Raw genomic sequence first — 20,141 nt, 5'->3', positions numbered from 1 at the left:
GGACTACCCAGGGACTACAGAGAACCCCTCCCCAACGAAGGGCAGTTGGGCTGTAATCAGCAGCCGTGGACACGTTTCCTCACCAAGTGGCAGAAGCCCGTTCGTAAAACGACGTGCGGCAGTCGTCGGCTCAGCCACCAGGCAACGGAGTGCGATGTTGTACGCACCCCCACCGATCGGAGAACCATGGCAGGCATCGAGTACGAGGCGAAGGCCCTCGACATCGACCTCGCGGACACAGCCCGGCGCATCCTCGAAGCAGGCGGTACCCGGACAACCGCACCTCGGCTCATGCGCCGGTACGTGTACGACACCGTCCCGCCCGTGCCAGGTCGCTGGGTACGGCTGCGCGACACCGGGGCCGGCATCACCCTGTGCGTGAAGCAGATCAGCACGGACGACGTCGACGGCACCCACGAGACCGAGGTCACCGTGGACTCGTTCGAGGAGACCGCCGAACTGCTGCGCCTCACCGGCCTGTCCCCGCGCGGCTACCAGGAGAACCGCCGGACCTCGTACGCTCTCGGCGCCGTGCGCCTGGAGGTCGACGAGTGGCCGCGCATCCCGCCGTACCTGGAGATCGAGGCCGACGACGCCGCGCAGGTGTGGGAGGCCGCCGAAGCGCTGGGGATCGAGCCGGGCCGGCTCACCTCGATCAACACGACCAAGGTCTACGGCCTCTACGGCATCGACCTGGACTCCATCGCCGACCTGCGCTTCGAGTAGGCCGACGCCCGTCGCTCCCGGCCGGGGCGCACCGCCCCGGCCGGCCCGGATGAGGGGGCACCATGCACGATCCGAACGACATCCCGGTCGAGGTCCGACCGGACCGCACGCTGCGCGTCAAGATCATCGACGCGTGCGGCCTCGCCTGCTCGTTCTGCCACAACGAGGGAACGCCCGTCGCGACCGACAACGCGGGCCGGCCCGCCGACCGGTTCACCGGCACCCCGGGGCGATCCGGCCGCGTCTCGATCTACCTCCGCACCAACGGCGCCGACTTCCTGCCCGCCCGTATTCCCGCCGACGCCGATTTCGCCCTCGCCCTCGCCGCGATGCGCGGCAGCCTGCCGACGGACGAAGTGCACTTCACCGGCGGGGAACCAACTCTGCACCCGGACTTACCCGGCCTGATCCGAGTCGCCCGGCGCCTGGGACTCACGGTCGGGCTCACCTCGAACGGAGAGAACGGCGCCGCAGTCCTGCCCGCCGCCGCCGAAGCCGGGCTCGACCGCATCAACCTGTCCGTGTTCGGCACCACCCCCGCCGAACTGGCAGCCGTGCAGGCCCCGCGCCTGGCCTCCCCGAAGCTGGCCGGACGCAAGCTCGCCGCCCTCGACGCCACGATCGAAGCCGCAGCCTCCCACGGGGTCAAGGTGTCCGCGAACATCGTCGTCCCCGACCGCGACCACGTCGAGCGCGTGCTGCGCGTCATCGAGCGGTACGGCCGGGCCGTCGTGGTCCGGATGCTCGTGTCGCTGAACGACGGGGGCACCTCCCTCGACGCCATACGGGCCGTCGTCGACCACCTCGGTGCGGTACCGGTCCGGCGCGTCATCACTGCGGGCGCGTCCGATCAGCGGGTGCAGTACCGGCTGGCGGACGGGCGCACCCTGTACGCCAAGAGCATCCGGCCCGCGCGCCTGCCCGAGACCTGCGCCGACTGCCGGTTCAACAACCCGGACGACTGCCAGGAGGGGTACTACGGGGTCCGGATGTACCGGGCGGTGGACGGGCCGTTCATGGTCGGCGTCTGTATTCAGCGCATGGACCTGTGTCTGCCGCTCGGCGAGTTCGTGATGAGTCGGCGCTGCCGTGAGGTCGCCGTCTTCCGCGACGAGGAAACCGAACGGCTCACGCGCCTGCACGCCACGAGCACGGTGACCGACCCACAGCACGGGTGAGCCCCGAAAAGCCCACGCGCCTGAGCCTCACCTCACGCCCCAACTATCCCGCCGTCTCCGCCGCCTTGAAGGCGATGCCGTCGAGGATGTCGTGTTCGCTGACCACGACCTCGGTCGCGTTCGTGCGGTCCATGATGGCCAGGAGGACCAGGGCGCCCGCGCCGATCACGTCGATGCGGCCCTCGTGCATGGAGGGGATCGCCGCGCGTTCGGCGTGGGTGGAGCGGAGCAGGCGTCCGGTGATCTCGCGGACCGTCGCCCGGGACATGCGGGAGTGGTGGATGGCCGCCGAGTCGTAGCCGGGGAGGTTCTGGGCGATCGCGGAGAGCGTCGTCACGGACCCGGCGAGGCCGACGAGGGTGCGGGCCTCGCGCAGCGGGACCGTTTCCTCTGCGAGGTCGAGGGCGCGTTCGATGTCGGCGCGCATCGCCGTGATCTCCGCCTCCGTGGGCGGGTCGCTCACCACGCCGTCGTGCACCAGGTGCCGTTCGGTCATACGGACACAGCCGATGTCGACGGAACGGGCGGCGCGGACGTCGTCGTCGCCCACCACGAACTCCGTGGAGCCGCCGCCGATGTCGACGACCAGGAACGGGCGTTCGAGGTCGGGGCGGGCGGTGAGTTCCCGGGTGGCGCCGGTGAAGGAGAACGCGGCCTCCTGGTCGCCGGTGATGACCTCGGGCTCGACGCCGAGGATGTCCCGCACGCCGCGCACGAAGTCGTCACGGTTGGAGGCGTCCCGGGACGCGGAGGTGGCGACGAACCGCAGATGCCGCGCGCCGTGCTCGGCGATGACGGCGGCGTAGTCCCGACAGGCGGCGAACGTACGTTCCAGCGCCTCCGGCGCCAGCCGCCCGGTGCGGTCGACGCCCTGGCCGAGCCGCACGATGGTCATCCGGCGGTCTAGGTCGACGAGTTCACCGCCGGCCGGGTCGACGTCGGCGACCAGGAGGCGGATGGAGTTCGTACCGCAGTCGATGGCGGCGACGCGGGTCATGGTGAGTCCTTCTCTAGAGGCGAGGGGGTCGGCGGGTCAGGCGCGGGCGTCGGCTGCCGACACCACACAGGTGCCCTTGCGCCACCACTCGGGCAGCATCTCCAGCGCCTCGTCGCCGAGCGGGTTCACGCCGGGCCCCGCGGCCAGCGCGTGGGCGACCAGGACGTGCAGGCACTTCACCCGGTCCGGCATGCCGCCGGCGCTGGGGAAACCCTTCAGCTCCTCGATCTCGTCGCGGCGCCGGATGTAGTCCTCGTGGGCGGCGCGGTAGGCGGCGGCGAGTTCCGGGTCGGTGCCCAGCCGCTCGGTCATCTCCTTCATCACGCCGTTCGCCTCCAGCGTGCCGATCGCGGAGTTCGCCTTCGGGCACGTCAGGTAGTACAGCGTCGGGAAGGGGGTGCCGTCGGGCAGCTTCGGGGCCGTCTCGACGACGTCGGGCTGGCCGCACGGGCACCGGTGCGCGATGGCGCGCAGCCCGCGCGGCGGGCGGCCGAGCTGCTGCTTGAAGGCCTCGACGTCCGCGTCGTCGGGCTCGGTGCGCGGGGTGGTCGGCGGAGGCGTTTCCACGTCGAACTGTCTCTCTAGTCAGGTCACTGGGCGGCGGCGTCGGACTTGTCGACGGCGTCCCAGACGTTCGAGTACCAGGGGCGGTGGGCCGTTCCCTGGCCGGCGCGGGACTGCTTGACCGCGTCCGGGTCGATCACGACATAGCCGGTCTCCCCCGGCATCACATAGTGCAGCCGTTGCCGGATCTGCTGCTCGGCGTACGCGTCGTCCTGCCAGCGCGCCTTGAGGTCGCGCAGCTGTTCGACGCGCTGCCGGGCCTGCGCCTGCTGCCGTTCCAGGCTCGCGATCTCGGCGCGCTGGGAGACGTACTGCCTTATCGGGTAGGCGAGCGCCACGACGAGCGTGCACACGACGAGCGCGAGCAGCGCCGCCCGGCCGGTGAGCCGGGAGCGGCGGGCCTGCCGTTTGGTCTGGGAGCGGTAGACCCGGGCCGCCGTCTGCTCGCCGAGCAGCTTGATCCTGGTCGAGGTGGAGAACCGGTCCCGGTCCTTCACGGCCATGTTCCCCGCCTCCCGATCACACACGCGTACGTCCCCGGACACGGTACGGGACCGGTACGGGGACGTACGTACGACTGGCTAGGGCTTAGACCTTAACGGCCGTCCGGCCGGGGCGCGCACCGTGAACGGCGTCGGCCTCGCCGTCGTTCGCGGTGGCTCAGCCCTTGAAGCGCGGGAAAGCGCTGCGGCCGGCGTAGACCGCGGCGTCGTCGAGGATCTCCTCGATGCGCAGCAGCTGGTTGTACTTGGCGACGCGCTCGGAGCGGGCCGGGGCGCCGGTCTTGATCTGGCCGCAGTTGGTGGCGACGGCGAGGTCGGCGATGGTGACGTCCTCGGTCTCGCCGGAGCGGTGGGACATCATGCACTTGAAGCCGTTGCGCTGGGCCAGCTCGACGGCGTCCAGGGTCTCGGTGAGCGAGCCGATCTGGTTGACCTTGACGAGCAGGGCGTTCGCGGAGTTCTCCTCGATGCCGCGGGCCAGGCGCTCGGGGTTGGTGACGAACAGGTCGTCGCCGACGAGCTGGACCTTGTCGCCGAGCTTCTCGGTGATGACGTGCCAGCCGGCCCAGTCGTCCTCGTACAGCGGGTCCTCGATGGAGACCAGCGGGTAGGAGGCGACCAGCTCCTCGTAGTACTCCGTCATCTCGGCGGCGGAGCGCTCCTTGCCCTCGAAGAGGTACTTGCCGTCCTTGTAGAACTCGGAGGCGGCGACGTCGAGCGCAAGGGCGATCTGCTCGCCGGGCGCGTAGCCGGCTTCCTTGATCGCTTCGAGGATGAGGTCGAGGGCCTCGCGGTTGGAGCCGAGGTTCGGGGCGAAGCCGCCCTCGTCGCCGAGGCCGGTGGACAGGCCGCGGCCCTTCAGCACCTTCTTGAGGGTGTGGTAGACCTCGGTGCCCCAGCGCAGCGCCTCGGAGAAGGACTCCGCGCCGATCGGGGCGATCATGAACTCCTGGATGTCCACGTTGGAGTCGGCGTGCGAGCCGCCGTTCAGGATGTTCATCATCGGAACGGGCAGCAGGTGCGCGTTCGGGCCGCCCAGGTAGCGGAAGAGGGGGAGGTCGGACGCCTCGGAGGCGGCGTGCGCGACGGCGAGGGAGACGCCGAGGATGGCGTTGGCGCCGAGCGAGCCCTTGTTGTCGGTGGCGTCCAGGTCGAACATCGCCTGGTCGATCAGCCGCTGTTCGGTGGCGTCGTAGCCGACCAGCTCCGGGCCGATCTGCTCGATGACGGCGAGAACGGCCTTCTCGACGCCCTTGCCCTGGTAGCGGTTGGGGTCGCCGTCCCGCAGCTCGATGGCCTCGAAGGCACCGGTGGAGGCGCCGGACGGAACGGCGGCACGACCCGTGCTGCCGTCGTCGAGGCCGACCTCGACCTCGACCGTGGGGTTGCCTCGGGAGTCCAGGATTTCCCGGGCTACGACGACGTCGATGGACGGCACGAGCATCTCCTTCTTGGGATCTGAACGCGGTGCGCGGCACCGCGGTGGGTTCTGCGAGACCGAGCCTAACCGGCTCGGGGCGATCGGCCAGCCCGGTGGTCACCCCGGGAACGGAACCGAGAGCAAAATGTTTCTGAACGGAACAAAGAACGCGGCGTAAAAAGCCCCGCCCCGGTGCGTACGGGGGAACACGCACCGGGGCGGGGGGCTCGTGGGGGACGGGGGATGACCCTCACGAGGTCTTCATGGTGAGGTCCACGGATATGAGGGCCCTGTGGTTCAGCTGCGGTCTGCCTGTCCGTCGGTCCGGAGCGGACACCGGGGCGGATTTCGGGACAGACCCCGGAGCCGGTTCCAGGGCGGGCCTCGGGTGGACCCCGGGGCTGCTACTTGAGGTGCAGCTGCTGGCCCGGGTAGATGAGGTTCGCGTCGTCGAGGATGTCCTTGTTCAGCTCGAAGAGCTTCTTCCAGCCGCCGGTGACCTGGTGCTTCTCGGCGATCGAGCTGAGGGTGTCGCCCGCGGCGACCTTGTACTCGCCGTCGCCCTTCTTGACCTTCTTGCCGGTCGGGGTGGTGACGGTCTTCTTCGCGGCCGGGCGCTCGGCGGACCGGGAGGCGGCCTGCGAGTCGGACGAACGGGAGCTGCTGGAGCTGCTGGAGCTGCCCGAGTTGCTGGAGCTGTTCGAGCTGCTGGAGCCGCCGTCGTAGGTGGCGCCGGACAGGCCGGTGCCGCAGGTCGGCCAGGCACCCTTGCCCTGCGCCGCGAGAACCTTCTCGGCAACGGCTATCTGCTGGGCCTTGGAGGCCTGGTAGGCGCTCGCGGCGTACTGGGTGCCGCCGTACGCGGCCCAGGTGGACGGCGAGAACTGGAGGCCGCCGGAGTAACCGTTGGAGGTGTTGATCGACCAGTTGCCGCCGGACTCGCACTGGGCGACCGTGTCCCACTCGGAGGCGGTGGCGGCGGAGGCGTTGCCGGCCACCATCAGCGGGGCGGCGACGGCCGCGCCGGTGACACCGGCGATGGCGATGGCGCGGGTGGCCTTGGACGGACGACGGTGCTTGCCCTTGCCGGAAAACAGCATGGTTGATCCCCTCACCGACGCCTACGAGGTGAGCTGTCGGGTTCGGGCCGGATGAGTGCCCGGCCGCACCTCCCTGGAGAGGCGCGGCTTAACCCCAAGCCGCTCCGGTCAACTGCCCCGTGCGGCACTTACCTTGGGTCCCCCGCTCCTGCCTTCGGCGCTTGACGCGACGACTGTTCCCGGACGGCCGCTGGCAGGATTCGGCGTTGCGGCGCCGGGGCTCGTGGTGACGAGCGGTGTTGACCGTAGCCACGGAAACCCGGGAAATTCAAAGACGATCAGGGCTTCTGAGACTCATCCCACACTTTCACCAAACCGGACATTTAGCGGTGAAAGGTTCGCCAACTCCCGCTGTTTCTGACGGCTTTCGTCCCGTTTACGACGGGACTAGGACCCGACCGTGAGCGTCTGACCGGGAACGATGCGACTCGGGTCGGCGCCGATGTCCTTCTTGTTCAGGTCGTAGAGCGCACGCCATCCGCCGTCGAGCCCAAGGGAGTCGGCGATGGTCCCGAGGGTGTCGCCGGCCCGGACGGTGTAGCGGTCGGCGGCAACCGAACGGGTCCCGCTCTCCTCGGCGCTCTGCCCGCGGTGCTTGCCGGTGCCGGAGGCCGTCTTGGTGCCCGCGTCGCTGCCGCTGACGGCGCCGGTGTCGACGAGGCTCCAGGAACCGGCGCCCTGGCGGGAGTTGTCCGACGCGTCGCCGGTCGGGGACTCGGTCGGCGACTCGGTGGGGCTGGCGGGCGCCTTCTTCTCCGGGGAGGAGGCGGACGGCGTACCGGATATCCCCTTGCCGGCCGCGTCACCCTTGTCGCTCTGGTCGCCCTTGTCGTCCACCGAGGTGGAGGGCGAGGGGGAGGTGGCGGAGTCGCTGTCCGACGGGTCGGACGACGACGAGCTGTCCGAGTCGCTCGATCCGTCGCCGGAGGAGTTGGACAGGCCGGTGGAGCCGGAGCCGTCCGATGTGCCGGAGGCGTCGTCACCGAGGCCGGTGTCGATGTCCACCGACCCCGACTCCTGGGTCAGCCCCGAGGTGAGGCCGCAGGTGTGGAACGCGCCGACGCCCTGGTCCGCGAGAACCTTCTCGGCGACGGCGATCTGCTGGTTGCGGCTGGCCAGGTCGGGGCTGGACGCGAAGTCCAGGCCGCCGTAGGCCTCCCAGTCCTCCTGGGAGAGCTGGAGTCCGCCGTAGGAGCCGTTACCGGTGTTCTGGCTCCAGGAGCCGCCGGTCGCGCACTGGGCCACCTTGTCCCATGTGGTCCCGTCCGCCGCGCTCGCGCCCGAGGCGGCGAGGAGCGGGATGGCGATGGCGGTGCCCGTCACTCCGGCCGCGACGAGCAGGGCCGGGGCCTGACGGGGGCGACGGTGACGACCGTTCCCGGAGAGCATGCGGGTGCCTTTCGCGAGACAGCGGTTGCACGCGGCGCGAGATGCGAGGTGCATGTGCGGGGCACCGCGTTGATCCGTGAACGTATAGGCATACGAATGCCTGTCACAAGTTAATGCCGCGCAGATCACGTGAAGATCACAGACTTGAGGGTGTGTCAGGTTTAAGGTGCGGCTCCTTGGTAACGGGGCTGAACTGCACCGGAAGCGTGCGCAGTCCTCGCATGATGAGACCGCCGCGCCATCGCAGGTCGGCCGGGTCCGCGGCGAGTTCGAGGTCGGGCAGCCTGGTGAGGAGCGTGGCCAGCGCGGTCTGCCCCTCCAGGCGGGCCAACGGGGCGCCGACGCAGTAGTGCAGGCCGTGGCCGTACCCGAGGTGCTGATTGTCACGGCGGGTCAGATCGAGGGTGTCGGGGTCCGTGAACCGCTCCGGGTCACGGTCGGCCGCGGCGAGCACCACCAGGACGGGGTCACCTGCGGCGATCCGCTGCCCGCCGATGGTGAGCGGCTGGGTCGCGAACCGCCAGGTCGCCAGCTCCACGGGGCCGTCGTAGCGCAGGAGTTCCTCCACGCCGGTCTCCAGCAGGTCCCGTTCCCCTCGGGCCAACGCGTCCTGGAGCGAACGGCGTTGCTCGGGGTGCGTGAGCAGGGCGTAGGTGCCGTTGCCAATCAGATTCACCGTGGTCTCGAAGCCGGCGAACAGCAGGATGAAAGCCATCGCCGCGGCTTCGTTCTCGGTGAGGTGCTCGCCGTGGTCGGAGGCGCGGATCAGGCCGGAGATGAGGTCTTCGCCCTCGGCGGGTTCCGCGGGCAGGGCCTCGCGCTTGCGGTGGATCAGTTCGGCCAGGTAGCCGCGCATCTTCTTGACCGACCTCGCGACGCCGCCCCGGGGGCCGCCGCCGTGCCGGATCATCATGCCCGCCCAGTCCCGGAAGTCGTCCTGGTCCTCGGGCGGGACGCCGAGCAGGTCGCAGATCGCGTAGATGGGGAGCGGGAAGGCGAAGTCGTGGATGAGGTCCGCCGAGCCCTCGGCGGCGAACCTGTCGATGAGGCGGTCCGTCAACTCCTGCACCCTGGGTGCGAATTCGGCCACCCTGCGCGGGGTGAACGCCTTCGACACGAGTCGGCGGAGTCGGGTGTGGTCCGGGGGGTCGATGTTGAGCAGGTGCGTCATCAACTCGGCCTTGCGTTCGCCCGGGATGCCCGTCTTGCCCTTGGCGTGCGCCGGTTCGTCGTGGTGGGCCGGGTTCTTGGAGAGGCGGTTGTCGGCGAGGGTCTGTTTGGCGTCGGCGTATCTCGTGACGAGCCAGGCCTCGACGCCGCTGGGGAGTTTGGTGCGGTGTACGGGCGCGTGCGTTCGTAGCCAGGCGTAGGTGGGGTAGGGGTTGGTGGCGAACTCCCAGGTGAAGAGGTCTGGGGCGGGGGTGGGGGTGGGGGTGGGTGCGTTGGTGGGTGCGGGTGCGTTGTGGCTTGTCGCGCAGTTCCCCGCGCCCCTGGAGGGTGGGGGGTTCGGTGCGTCGGTGAGTGCAGGCCCGTCGTGGCCGTTCGCGCCGTTCCCCGCGCCCCTGGGGGGTGGGGGGTTCGGTGCGTCGGTGAGTGCGGGCCCGTCGTGGCTTGGTGCGCTGCCAGGGGGTGGGGCATCTGGGGTGTTGGTGGGGGTCATTGGGGGTGGCCTGTTTCTGTGGCTCGTACTGCTTCTCGGTAGGTGCGGGCCGCTGCGCGCAGGGCGGCCTCCGGGTCGATGCCGGCCGCTTCCGCGCGGGACGCGAGGGCGAGGAGTTCGTAGCCGACGCCGTCCCTGTCCGGGAGGGGGACGTCGAGGCCTGCGGTGCGGACGCGGGAGGTGAGTTTCGCGGCGAGGGCCAGGGCGGGCTGGCCGAGGGGGACACCGTCGGTGACGGAACTACGCCGGTTCTTCTCCTGCGCCTTGGTGCGCTCCCAGTGCTCCTTGACCTCCTCGGGGGTCGTCGCGGTCGCGTCCCCGAAGATGTGCGGGTGCCGGTGGACCAGCTTGGCGACGACACCGCCGGCCACGTCGTCGACGGAGAACGGGTGCTCCGGGTCCTCCTCGGCGATCCGGGAGTGGAAGACGACCTGGAGCAGGACGTCGCCCAACTCCTCACGGAGTTCCTCCCGATCGTCGTTCTCGATCGCCTCGACCAGTTCGTACACCTCCTCCAGCGCGTACTTGGCCAGGCCCTCGTGGGTCTGGAGCGACGACCAGGGGCACTCGGCGCGGATCTGGTCCATGACCTGGACGAGGTCGAGAAGGCGGGCACCCGGCAGGTCGTAGGAGGCGGGGAGCAGCTCAAGCTCCGGCATGGCGACCGCGCCGGAACCGGCGAGGCGGGCGAGGCCGTCGGTGAGCGCCGGCTCACCCTCGCCGGTGGCCACGACCACGGCCGTGCGGCCGCCCGCGCAGGCCGCGAGGAGATCCTCGGCCGCCGGGGCCGACTCCGTCACCTGTATCCCGGCCTCCCGCAGATACGGCAGCTGCGGATGGGCGCCGTCCGCGCACAGCACCAGGTCGGCGGCGTGCAGGGCCTGCCAGGCAGGCCAGGACAGCAGGCCCGGCGCCACCCGGTGGCTGGTGGTGAGCAGGACGATCCGGCCGGGGGCGGGCACGGGGTCCTGGCCGGGGGCGGGCACGGGGTCCTGGCCGGAGACGGGGCCCTGGTCAGGGGCGTGGTCGAAGCTGGTTGCGTTCACGATCCGAACGTAACGCACCCTGCGGACAGCGCCCCGAGTTATCCACAGCGGCCGGTGTGATGATCAGGTGGGGCGGGGTGAGGGTCCTCACCGGATGGGGAGCGCGGCTGGGCGGGGAGCGCGGTCGGGCGGGGTGATCGTCCGGCGGGGGCTGCTTGGTCGGGCGGGGGATCGCCCGGCGAGGGCTGCTCGGGCGGGCGGGGGATCGCCCGGCGAGGGCTGCTCGATCCGCCCGGCTCCGCCGCCGTACCGTTCCTGCTCTGCCGCCCGCCCCCGCAGGCCCGCCGTTGCCCTTCCCGGCACTCCCCCGCGCGTCACGCTCCCGTCGCCTACGCCACCCCCCGCGAAGGGGCCGTCACCTCTCGGAGCCAGGGGGTCTTCGCGTCCACTCGGCTGCTTTTCTGGACGTCCCAGGAGCCGTAGCGGGGGTTGAGGTCGACGTGGAGTTCCTTGGAGGCCTTGGACAGCGCGTTCCAGAACGCCGGTTTGCCGGTGTCGGTACCGAGGTGCTGGGCCAGCTTCTGGGCCTCCAGCTGGAGGCGGAGGTTGGCGTCGAGGCGCGCGGGGGCCACCCCGTACTGCTGGAGCCAGGCCGTCTCCAGCTCCTTGGCGCCGCCGACCTGCTGTTCCAGACCGGCGCGCATCTGCTGGATCTCCTTGCGGGTGACGCTCACGCGCGCGTCCTGCGCGGCCCGGTGCAGCACCTGGTCGAGCACCATGCCGTGCAGGGTGTCGCGGGTGAGGCTGCCGGTCTGGGCCAGCGCCTGCTGGTACTGCGCCGGGTCCTTCACGGCGGCACGCTGCGCCGTGCGGACCTCGCTCACCCGGTTCTCCAGCTGCGCCACGGTGATCCGTTGACCGCCCACGACGGCTGCCGCGCCCGGATGCGCGTCGCTTCCACAGGCGGTGAGGACGGGGGCCGCGGCGACGATCGCGGCGGTGACGAGGAGCGCGGTGCGACGGCGGCGGTGCAAGGAAGCCTCCCGAGGAGATTGTGCGACGGTGCACAAAGTCTTGCGGTGATCGATGGTAGGCAGTGGCCAAGCTCTGGCCAACCCATTCGACCAACGATTCAGCGGGACTTCGGGCACCGCCGCGCCCCTCAGCGGGTCAGCCGCGTCCGGGAAGGCTCACTTGACGAGGGCCACCGGGGCGTCCCACGCGTCGCGGTCCACGGTGATCGTGTGGCCGCCGCGGGTCTCCTTGCTGTTGACCATGTACTGGTGGCCCCGGCTGTGCCCGGTGTACTGGTCCTTGCCGAACGGCCAGTCCGCGGTCGTGGTGTTCTTGCCGTTCCACAGGGCGTACCAGAGGTTGCCCGGCAGGTCGGTCTTGTCGGTGGCGTTGGCGACGGCCTTGGCACTGGAGCTGGTGAAGCCGTAGTACCCCGCGCGGTACGTCTTCGCGCGCAACTCCTTGCTGAACGCGCGCACATAGGTGAGCACGGAGTCGTTGCACGCCTTGTTGGTCGTGTCGTACGCCTCCATGTCGAGGTAGATCGGGCTGCCCGCCTTCATGCCGAGCGCGGCGGCCTTGGCGACGGCGTCCTTGGCGTCGTTGGTGCCGAGGGAGGCGGCGGTGGACGCGGTGAGCTTCTCGGGGCTGGAGCCGGTCTGGCAGGACGGCTGGGCGCCGACGTAGAGCGGGATGAGTTTCCAGCCGGACGCGCTGACCGACGTCACCCAGGACGCGGTGAGGTTGGGCTGCGCGCAGCCGCGGTTCTTGCCGCCGATGTAGACGGCGGCGGCGCCGTAGAAGCCGGTGTTCCAGGCCTTCATCGCGGCGAGCGAGGGCGCGGCGCAGGTGTCGAAGGCGCGGCCGGTGAACGTCTTCTGCGCGGGCCAGACGGTGGCCGCCATGGAGGTCTGCGCGGCGATGCCGCCCCCGGTGACGACGGCCGCCCCGGCGACGCCCCAGGCGATGTATCTGCGTCTCTTGGACTGACGGTGACTGGTCATGGAATCCCCACCCCTGATGTGACTGACTGCCCGACTGTATGACGGGACGACTGAAATGGCCGAAACGACGGAGAAGGACCGCCGGAGAAGGAGCGAGGGAGAAGGAACACGGGACAACGTGCCCGGCGGCGGTGCAAGGCGTCGCCGCCCCGCCGCTTGTCCCCTTATCCCCCGCATCTGCTTATCCCCGCATCTGCCCCAGCCACTGGAGGGTGCGGCGGATGTCCACCGCGCGGGGGTGGCCGGGGCCGCCCAGGCGTTCGACGTCGTGCAGGAGGCGCACGAGGGTGTCGTGGGCGGCGGGGCGGTCGCCGAGGGCGAGCAGGAGGTGGCCGATGCTGCGGCGGACGTCGTGGGCGAGTTCGGGGCCCCCGGCGACGTACTGGTTCTCGTAGTACGGCAGCAGGGCGCGGTACTCGGCAAGGGCCGCCGCCGGTTCGCCGAGCTGTTCCAGGCACTGGGCGATGTCCTGGCGGAAGCCGAGCGCCTGCGGGTCGGCCCGGCCGGCCTCGGCGGCGCGTTCGTCGGCGAGTTGGCGCAGTTCGGGCAGGGCGCGCCGGAACTGGCCGTCGTCCATGAGGGTCGCGGCGTACTGCTTGCGCAGGGAGCGCACGACAGGGGAGTTCGCGCCGTGCTGGTCGGCTGCGACGGGCAGGATCGAGCCGAGGATGTCGACGGCCTGGGTGACCCGGCCCTCGCCGAGGAGCCGTTTGACGTCGTCGACGGCGTCGGCGACATCGGGGCGTCCCGGTGCCGGGGTGGGCTGGGAGGCGGGCGTCCGGGCGCGGTCGGGCCAGGGGGCCTGCGGGCGGACGAAGGGGCGCGTGGGGTCGAGGGGCGCCCCGGTGGGTGTCCCGCGCGCCGGGAGGAGGGGCGCGAGATCCTCGTACACCTCCTGGGCGGAGTCCGGCCGGTGCTGGGGGTCCTTGGCCAGCAGCCGCAGCACGAGCGCTTCGAGCGCCTCCGGCACCTCGGGGCGCAGCCGCCGCACCGGCACCGGCGCCTCGTACAGGTGCCGGTGCAGCACGCCGAGGGCGCTGGAACCGGCGAACGGGACGTCACCGCCGAGGAGTTCGTGCAGCAGGACGCCGAGTGCGTAGAGGTCGGTGTACGGGCCGACGGCGCCGCCCATGGCCTGCTCGGGGGCCATGTAGGCGGGTGTGCCGATGGGGGTGCCGGTGTGGGTGAGGCGGGTGGTGTCGGCCTCCATGACGGAGGCGACCCCGAGGTCGAGGACGAGGACCGTGCCGTCCTGGCGGATCATCACATTGCGGGGTTTGAGGTCGCGGTGGACGATCGGGACGGCGTGCACGGCGCTCAGGACGGCGCACAGTTGCGCGGCGATCGCGACCGCCCAGGGCCACGGGTAGGGGGTGCGCCCGGCGAGGTGGTCGGCGAGGTCGGAGCCGTCGACGTACTGCATGACGAGGAAGAGTTCGTCGTCGTCGTTGCCCGCGTCGTGCACGGTGACCAGGCCGGGGTGGTCGACCTGGGCGGTCACCCGGCACTCGCGCACGAACCGGCGGCGCAGTTCCTCGGCGTCCTGCCCGGCGACCCGGTCGGGGCGCAGCAGCTTGACGGCGACGCGGCGGTCCAGCTGTTGGTCGTAGGCCGCCCAGACCTGGCCCATGCCGCCCTGGCCGAGCAGCGTGGACAGGGCGTACCGGCCGCCGACGAGCCGTCCGGTTCCCTCGGTCACCTGCTGCCCTCGGAGTTGCCGTCGTGGCGGCGCAGATAGTCGCTGATCTCGTCCAGTTCGGCACGTACCTGGTCGAGGCGGGCCGGCTGCGGTGAGGGGGCGGGCGCCGGGGGGTGCGCGGGCGTGCCGTACGCCCCCGGCATGCCCTGCGCGCCGGGCGTGGGTGGCATCGGGGGCCGCGCGGGCGGGTAGGGCGTCGCGGGCGGCGGGGTGCCGTATCCCGTCCGGCCCGGGGTCACGGTCGGCGCCTGGGACGCGCCGGCTGTCACGGTCGAGGCCTGCGGGGTGCCGTAGCCGCCGGTGAATTCCCGGGTCCTGGCGTTCAGTCGGATGTCGACGACGAGGTAGTAGGCGCTGGCGAGGGCGCCCAGGAGCAGGACGGCGGCGAGGGTGGCGTCGCCCCGGCTGTCGTCCTCGTCGAGCGCGCCGACGATCGCGAAGCAGGTGATGGCCAGCGGCAGGCTCGCCCAGGCCGCCAGCCAGTCGAACCAGCGTCCGCGTAGGAACGCCACCCGGAACAGCGGTACGCACGCGAGCAGTCCGCAGGAGAAGAATCCGGCCAGGGAGATCAGGACCCGCTGGGTGATGACCGTGCCCGCGCTACGGGTGGGAGGCGGCGCGCCGTGGCCGTACATGGACTGCTCCTGAACCAGCTGATGCCGATGGGACGGGTGGGTGAGTTCCGGGTTCGACGACAGGTGTTCGAGCGTATATGTCGACGCCCGCCCGTGGTCCACGGTTGCACCGAACCGTTGCCGTACTGATCACACCGTACGACCGGCCCCGCCCTACGACTTGTCCCGCCCCGCGACTTGTCCCACCCTGCGGCTGTGCCGCCCCGCGACTGTCCCGCCCTGCGGCTGTCCCGCCCCGCGGCTGCGTCGCTCCGGGGGTCGTGCGCGCCGACCGCCCCGTCGGCGCGTACCCGAACCACCCCTCCCGCTCGCTCAGTTGGCGCGGAAGCGGGCCGGTGCCTCGGTCGGGTTGCCGCCGGAGGGCAGCTTCTGTCCGGGGCAGGTCTTGAGGGTCTTCTCCATCGCGGCCTTCTCGGCGGACGTCGCCCACAGCCCGTACTTCGTCTTCACGGCGACCTGCCCGGCGACATAGGTGCACCGGTACGCCTTGTTCGGCGGCAGCCAGGTCGCCGCGTCGCCGTCGCCCTTGGAGCGGTTGGTGCTCGAATCGACGGCGATGAGGTTGAGGGGGTCGTTGGCGAGCGCGATCCGCTTGCTGGCGTCCCAGTACTTGGCGCCCTTCTGCCAGGCGTCGGAGAGGGCGACGATGTGGTCGATGTCGACGAGGCTGGCCCCGCGCGCGTAGGTGACCTTCTTGCCGGAGTAGGGGTCGGACTCCAGGACCCCGTAGGACACCTTGCAGTCGCCGTCGGTGTACTTGACCTCCGTGAGGTCCCTTTTCAGGATGTCGTCGCGGGTGTCGCAGCCGTTGGAGTCGGTGTCCGCCCAGGCGGTGCCGAACCGTTCCCTCGCATAACCCGTCTTCGGCGCGCGGCCCTTGACGGTGAGTGCCTCGGCGGCCTTGAGGGCGGCGCCGTCGCCGCTCCCGGAGGTGCTGCCGCCGCTGGTCCCCTCCGGTCCCGCGGACCCGGTCGCCGTGTCCTTGCAGCCGGTCAGCCCGGCCATTCCGATCATGAGTACGGCGGCTGCCGCCACCCCGCCCTTCAGACGTCTCACTTCGCGCCCTCCCGCTCTCGGTCCCGTCCGGGACCGTCAATCCCGGTCCCCCCGCAGGAAGCCTCTTCCCCACACCGGTGCGGGCACACCGTAACGAGCGGGCGCACAAGGGGTGGACCCCGGGGCGGACGCCAAGCGCCCCAACAGGCCCGCGCACCGCCCCGACCAGGCCGTCACCGTCCCCCGGCAGACCTGCGCACAACCACCCGACGACTACGCACGCCACCACCCCACGGACCTGCCGAACACCCCAACGCCCCCTCCGCACAGGCCGATTCACGACCACCCGAAGAGCCCCCACGGCACCACCCAACGGCCTGGCGCGCCACGCCCAACAGACCCGCACCCTCCCCGACCGCCCCGTACGCGCCTCCCCCTGACGAAGTCACGCGGCCCCCGCGCGGCGCGCTCGCCGGGGCCCGGCGTGGCCGCGCGCCCCCTCAAGGCCGCCCGGCCGCGCCGCCGTTCTGCCCGTCTACGACCCCAGGATCGACGCCAGGAACTCGCCGACCCAGCCCAGCAACTCCCGCCCGACCAGCGGTTTTCCGCCGACCTTCGCCGTCTTGGGACGCGGCACCAGGAGCTGGTGGGCGGCCGGTTTGATGACGGTGCCGGGGTAGAGGCGCTTGACGCGCAGCTCCTGGGACTCGCGCAACTCCACCGGCGCGAAACGGATGTTGGTGCCCTGGAGGACGATCTCGCCGACCTCGCACGCGCGGGCCAGCATCCGCAGCCCGGCCACCAGCAGGAGGTTCTCCACCGGCTCGGGCAACTTGCCGTAGCGGTCGGTGAGTTCCTCGCGGACGGCGGTGACGTCGGCCTCGGAGTTGGCGGCGGCGATGGAACGGTAGGCCTGGAGGCGCAGGCGCTCGCCGGGGGCGTAGTCGTGCGGGACGTGCGCGTCGACCGGCAGTTCGATCTTGACCTCCAACGGCGGCTCCTCCTCGACGCCGCCTTCCAGTTCGGCCCGGTAGTCGGCGACGGCCTCGCCGACCATCCGCACGTACAGGTCGAAGCCGACGCCCGCGATGTGCCCGGACTGCTCGCCGCCGAGGAGGTTTCCGGCGCCGCGGATCTCCAGGTCCTTCATGGCGACGTACATGCCGGCGCCCATCTCGGTGTGCTGGGCGATCGTCGCGAGCCGTTCGTGCGCGGTCTCGGTCAGGGGCTTCTCCGGCGGGTACAGGAAGTAGGCGTAGCCGCGCTCCCGGCCCCGGCCCACCCGGCCGCGCAGCTGGTGCAGCTGGGAGAGGCCGAAGTTGTCGCCGCGCTCCACGATCAGGGTGTTCGCGTTGGAGATGTCGATGCCCGACTCGACGATGGTCGTCGACACGAGGACGTCGAACTTGTTCTCCCAGAAGTCGACGACGACCTGTTCCAGCGCCGATTCCGACATCTGGCCGTGCGCGGTGGCGATGCGCGCCTCGGGGACGATCTCGCGCAGCCGGGCGGCCGCGCGGTCGATGGACTCGACACGGTTGTGGATGTAGAAGACCTGGCCCTCGCGCAGCAGTTCACGGCGGACGGCGGCGCCGATCTGCTTCTCCTCGTAGGGGCCGACGAACGTCAGGACGGGGTGGCGTTCCTCGGGGGGCGTGGTGATCGTCGACATCTCGCGGATGCCGGTGACGGCCATCTCCAGGGTGCGCGGGATGGGCGTGGCGGACATCGTCAGCACGTCGACGTTGGCGCGCAGCTTCTTCAGCTGCTCCTTGTGCTCGACGCCGAAGCGCTGCTCCTCGTCGACGATGACCAGGCCGAGGTCCTTGAACTTGGTCTCCGAGGAGAACAGCCGGTGGGTGCCGATGACGACGTCGACGGAGCCCTCGCGCAGCCCCTCAAGGACGGCCTTCGCCTCGGTGTCGGTCTGGAAGCGGGACAGCGCGCGCACGTTCACCGGGAACTGCGCGTACCGCTCGCTGAACGTCCCGAAGTGCTGCTGCACCAGCAGCGTCGTCGGCACCAGGACCGCCACCTGCTTGCCGTCCTGAACGGCCTTGAAGGCGGCCCGCACGGCGATCTCGGTCTTGCCGTAGCCGACGTCGCCGCAGATCAGGCGGTCCATCGGGACGGACTTCTCCATGTCCTCCTTGACCTCGGCGATGGTGGTGAGCTGGTCCGGGGTCTCCGCGTAGGGGAAGGCGTCCTCCAGCTCGCGCTGCCAGGGTGTGTCGGCGCCGAAGGTGTGGCCGGGCGCGGCCATGCGGGCGCTGTAGAGCTTGATGAGGTCGGCGGCGATCTCCTTGACGGCCTTCTTCGCGCGGGCCTTCGTCTTCGTCCAGTCGGCGCCGCCGAGCCGGTGCAGGGTGGGGGCCTCGCCGCCGACGTACTTGGTGATCTGCTCCAGCTGGTCGGTCGGGATGTAGAGCCGGTCGCCGGGCTGGCCGCGCTTGGCGGGCGCGTACTCGACCACGAGGTACTCGCGGGTGGCGCCCTGGACGGTGCGCTGCACCATCTCGATGTAACGGCCCACGCCGTGCTGTTCGTGGACGATGTAGTCGCCGGTCTCCAGGGTGAGCGGGTCGATGGTCTTGCGGCGCCTGGCCGGCATCCGCGCGCCCTCTTTGCCGGCCGCCTTCTGTCCGGAGAGGTCGGTCTCGGTGAGCACGGCCAGCTTGAGGCCCTCGTCGACGAAGCCGTGGTCGATGGAGCCGCACGCCACGTGCACGACGGACGGGTTCAGCGAGGTCAGTTCGATGTCCAGGCGGGCGGCGATGCCCTCGCCGCCGAGCACCTCGACGGTGCGGGCGGCGGGGCCGTGGGCCTCGGTGACGTAGACGGTGTGCCAGCCGTCAGCGAGCCAGCCCTTGGTGTCCGCGAGCGCCTTGGCGGTGTCGCCCCGGTAGGTCTCGGGGGCCCGCATGCGCAGCTTGAGGGTGTCGGCGTCCAGCTCCTCGTCGGCGGCGAACGGCGACACCGACCACCACATCATGTCCAGCTCGCGGGCCCGGTCGCGGACGTCTGCGAGGGACCACAGGGAGGCCGCGTCGACGTCGATGGGGGCCTCGCCGCCGCCCGCGGTGGCCGCCCAGGACGCCTGGAGGAACTCCTGCGAGGTCGCGACCAGGTCGGCGGAGCGGGTGCGGACCCGCTCCGGGTCGCAGACGACGGCCATGGCGGCGTCCGGCAACACGTCGACGAGCAGCTCCATCTCATCGACGAGGACCGGCGCGAGCGATTCCATGCCCTCGACGGCGATGCCCTCAGCGATCTTGCCGAGCAGCTCGCTCAGCTCGGGGTGTTCCTCGGCGAGGGCACGCGCGCGCGTACGGACGTCGTCCGTCAACAGAAGTTCACGACAGGGCGGCGCCCACAGGCCGTGTTCGGCGACTTCCAGGGAGCGCTGGTCTGCGACCTTGAAGTAGCGGATCTCCTCGACGTCGTCGCCCCAGAACTCGACGCGCAGGGGGTGTTCCTCGGTGGGCGGGAAGACGTCGAGGATGCCGCCGCGCACGGCGAACTCGCCGCGCTTCTCGACCAGCTCCACGCGCGCGTACGCGGCGGCGGCGAGGGCGTGCACGACGTCGTTCAGGTCGGCCGTCGAGCCGCTCCGCAGGGCCACGGGCTCCAGGTCACCGAGCCCCTTGACCTGCGGCTGGAGCACCGAGCGCACGGGGGCGACGACGACAGAGACGGGGCCGGTGCCGGGGTCGTCGGAGCGGGGGTGGGACAGGCGGCGCAGGACGGCGAGGCGGCGGCCGACGGTGTCGCTGCGGGGGCTGAGGCGTTCGTGCGGGAGCGTCTCCCAGGACGGGTACTCGACGACGCCGTCGGGCGGCAGCAGGGAGCGCAGGGCGGCGGCGAGGTCCTCGGCCTCCCGGCCGGTCGCGGTGACCGCGAGGACGGTACGGCCGGTCTCGCGGGCCAGCGCGGCGATCGCGAACGGCCGGGCCGCGGGCGGGCCGACCAGGTCGACGTGCATGCGGTGGCCGTCGGTGCCCGCCGTGATCGCTTCCGCGAGGGCGGGGTCCTTGACGACGACGTCGAGCAGACCGTGCAGGCTCATGAGGGGCTTTCCGTCCGGGATGGGCAACGCGAACCGCCCGACACGCTGTGCGGGCCGGGGGTTCTCCAGCGTACGTCGGCGGACCGACAACCGCCGGACCTGTGGATAACCCGCCGGTCCGGCCCACCGGGCACCCCCGGAGTCGAACGTACACACGAACACCCGGCGTCGGACAGTCCCCCCAAGGACTCTCCGACGCCGGGC

General features: G+C 71.2%; 16 protein-coding genes and 1 riboswitch. Of the genes, 2 read left to right on the top strand and 14 right to left on the bottom strand.

The features are described from left to right. Positions 1-186 precede the first annotated feature (186 nt). On the top strand, positions 187-726 hold the full coding sequence (locus tag ACIQOU_RS18195; protein ID WP_401537725.1) for a CYTH domain-containing protein: 540 nt from the start codon (positions 187-189) through the stop codon (positions 724-726). Between the two features lie 62 nt (positions 727-788). Beyond that, positions 789-1,904: a radical SAM protein gene (locus ACIQOU_RS18190; protein ID WP_401537724.1), complete on the top strand. Its 1,116-nt coding sequence runs from the start codon at positions 789-791 to the stop codon at positions 1,902-1,904. A gap of 43 nt (positions 1,905-1,947) precedes the next feature. Here the strand turns inward: ACIQOU_RS18190 and ACIQOU_RS18185 are convergent, their stop codons facing one another. The 14 genes from ACIQOU_RS18185 to mfd all read right to left on the bottom strand — a co-directional run bounded on the left by ACIQOU_RS18185 (position 1,948) and on the right by mfd (position 19,937). Next, positions 1,948-2,901, bottom strand: a complete 954-nt coding sequence (locus tag ACIQOU_RS18185) for an exopolyphosphatase (RefSeq protein ID WP_401537723.1) — start codon at positions 2,899-2,901, stop codon at positions 1,948-1,950. 36 nt (positions 2,902-2,937) lie between these two features. After that, the gene (locus tag ACIQOU_RS18180; protein WP_401537722.1) at positions 2,938-3,468 is read right to left on the bottom strand and encodes a DUF501 domain-containing protein; all 531 of its coding nucleotides are present in this window, start codon (positions 3,466-3,468) and stop codon (positions 2,938-2,940) included. 23 nt (positions 3,469-3,491) lie between these two features. Next, the gene (locus ACIQOU_RS18175) at positions 3,492-3,968 is read right to left on the bottom strand and encodes a septum formation initiator family protein (protein WP_401537721.1); all 477 of its coding nucleotides are present in this window, start codon (positions 3,966-3,968) and stop codon (positions 3,492-3,494) included. Positions 3,969-4,125: 157 nt separating this feature from the next. Further along, positions 4,126-5,406, bottom strand: a complete 1,281-nt coding sequence (eno, locus tag ACIQOU_RS18170; RefSeq protein ID WP_401537720.1) for a phosphopyruvate hydratase — start codon at positions 5,404-5,406, stop codon at positions 4,126-4,128. 386 nt (positions 5,407-5,792) lie between these two features. Beyond that, positions 5,793-6,488 (bottom strand): transglycosylase family protein, encoded by a 696-nt coding sequence (locus ACIQOU_RS18165; RefSeq protein ID WP_401537719.1) that lies wholly within the window; start codon positions 6,486-6,488, stop codon positions 5,793-5,795. Positions 6,489-6,491: 3 nt separating this feature from the next. Continuing rightward, a riboswitch (cyclic di-AMP (ydaO/yuaA leader) is annotated at positions 6,492-6,658 on the bottom strand. Positions 6,659-6,875: 217 nt separating this feature from the next. Next, positions 6,876-7,877 (bottom strand): transglycosylase family protein, encoded by a 1,002-nt coding sequence (locus tag ACIQOU_RS18160; protein WP_401537801.1) that lies wholly within the window; start codon positions 7,875-7,877, stop codon positions 6,876-6,878. Between the two features lie 136 nt (positions 7,878-8,013). After that, the gene (locus ACIQOU_RS18155; RefSeq protein ID WP_401537718.1) at positions 8,014-9,537 is read right to left on the bottom strand and encodes a cytochrome P450; all 1,524 of its coding nucleotides are present in this window, start codon (positions 9,535-9,537) and stop codon (positions 8,014-8,016) included. Then, a complete protein-coding gene (locus ACIQOU_RS18150) occupies positions 9,534-10,523 on the bottom strand; it encodes a nucleoside triphosphate pyrophosphohydrolase (RefSeq protein WP_401537800.1) in 990 nt (329 codons plus the stop codon). Before ACIQOU_RS18150 ends, ACIQOU_RS18155 begins: the two co-directional genes overlap by 4 nt. A 389-nt stretch (positions 10,524-10,912) precedes the next feature. Beyond that, positions 10,913-11,557 (bottom strand): SurA N-terminal domain-containing protein, encoded by a 645-nt coding sequence (locus tag ACIQOU_RS18145; RefSeq protein WP_401537717.1) that lies wholly within the window; start codon positions 11,555-11,557, stop codon positions 10,913-10,915. Between the two features lie 156 nt (positions 11,558-11,713). Further along, positions 11,714-12,541, bottom strand: a complete 828-nt coding sequence (locus ACIQOU_RS18140; RefSeq protein ID WP_401537716.1) for a glycoside hydrolase domain-containing protein — start codon at positions 12,539-12,541, stop codon at positions 11,714-11,716. 181 nt (positions 12,542-12,722) lie between these two features. Further along, on the bottom strand, positions 12,723-14,198 hold the full coding sequence (locus ACIQOU_RS18135; protein WP_401537799.1) for a protein kinase: 1,476 nt from the start codon (positions 14,196-14,198) through the stop codon (positions 12,723-12,725). Positions 14,199-14,236: 38 nt separating this feature from the next. Continuing rightward, entirely contained in the window at positions 14,237-14,875 is a 639-nt protein-coding gene (locus tag ACIQOU_RS18130; protein ID WP_401537715.1) for a hypothetical protein, read from the bottom strand. A 312-nt stretch (positions 14,876-15,187) separates the two neighbouring features. After that, a complete protein-coding gene (locus ACIQOU_RS18125; RefSeq protein WP_401537714.1) occupies positions 15,188-15,931 on the bottom strand; it encodes an HNH endonuclease family protein in 744 nt (247 codons plus the stop codon). Positions 15,932-16,406: 475 nt separating this feature from the next. Next, positions 16,407-19,937: a transcription-repair coupling factor gene (mfd, locus tag ACIQOU_RS18120; protein ID WP_401537713.1), complete on the bottom strand. Its 3,531-nt coding sequence runs from the start codon at positions 19,935-19,937 to the stop codon at positions 16,407-16,409. Between the last annotated feature and the right edge of the window lie 204 nt (positions 19,938-20,141).

This window comes from Streptomyces sp. NPDC091279 (genome assembly GCF_044757465.1).
GTDB lineage: Bacteria > Actinomycetota > Actinomycetes > Streptomycetales > Streptomycetaceae > Streptomyces.
This window is presented reverse-complemented; position numbering and strand designations above follow the sequence as displayed.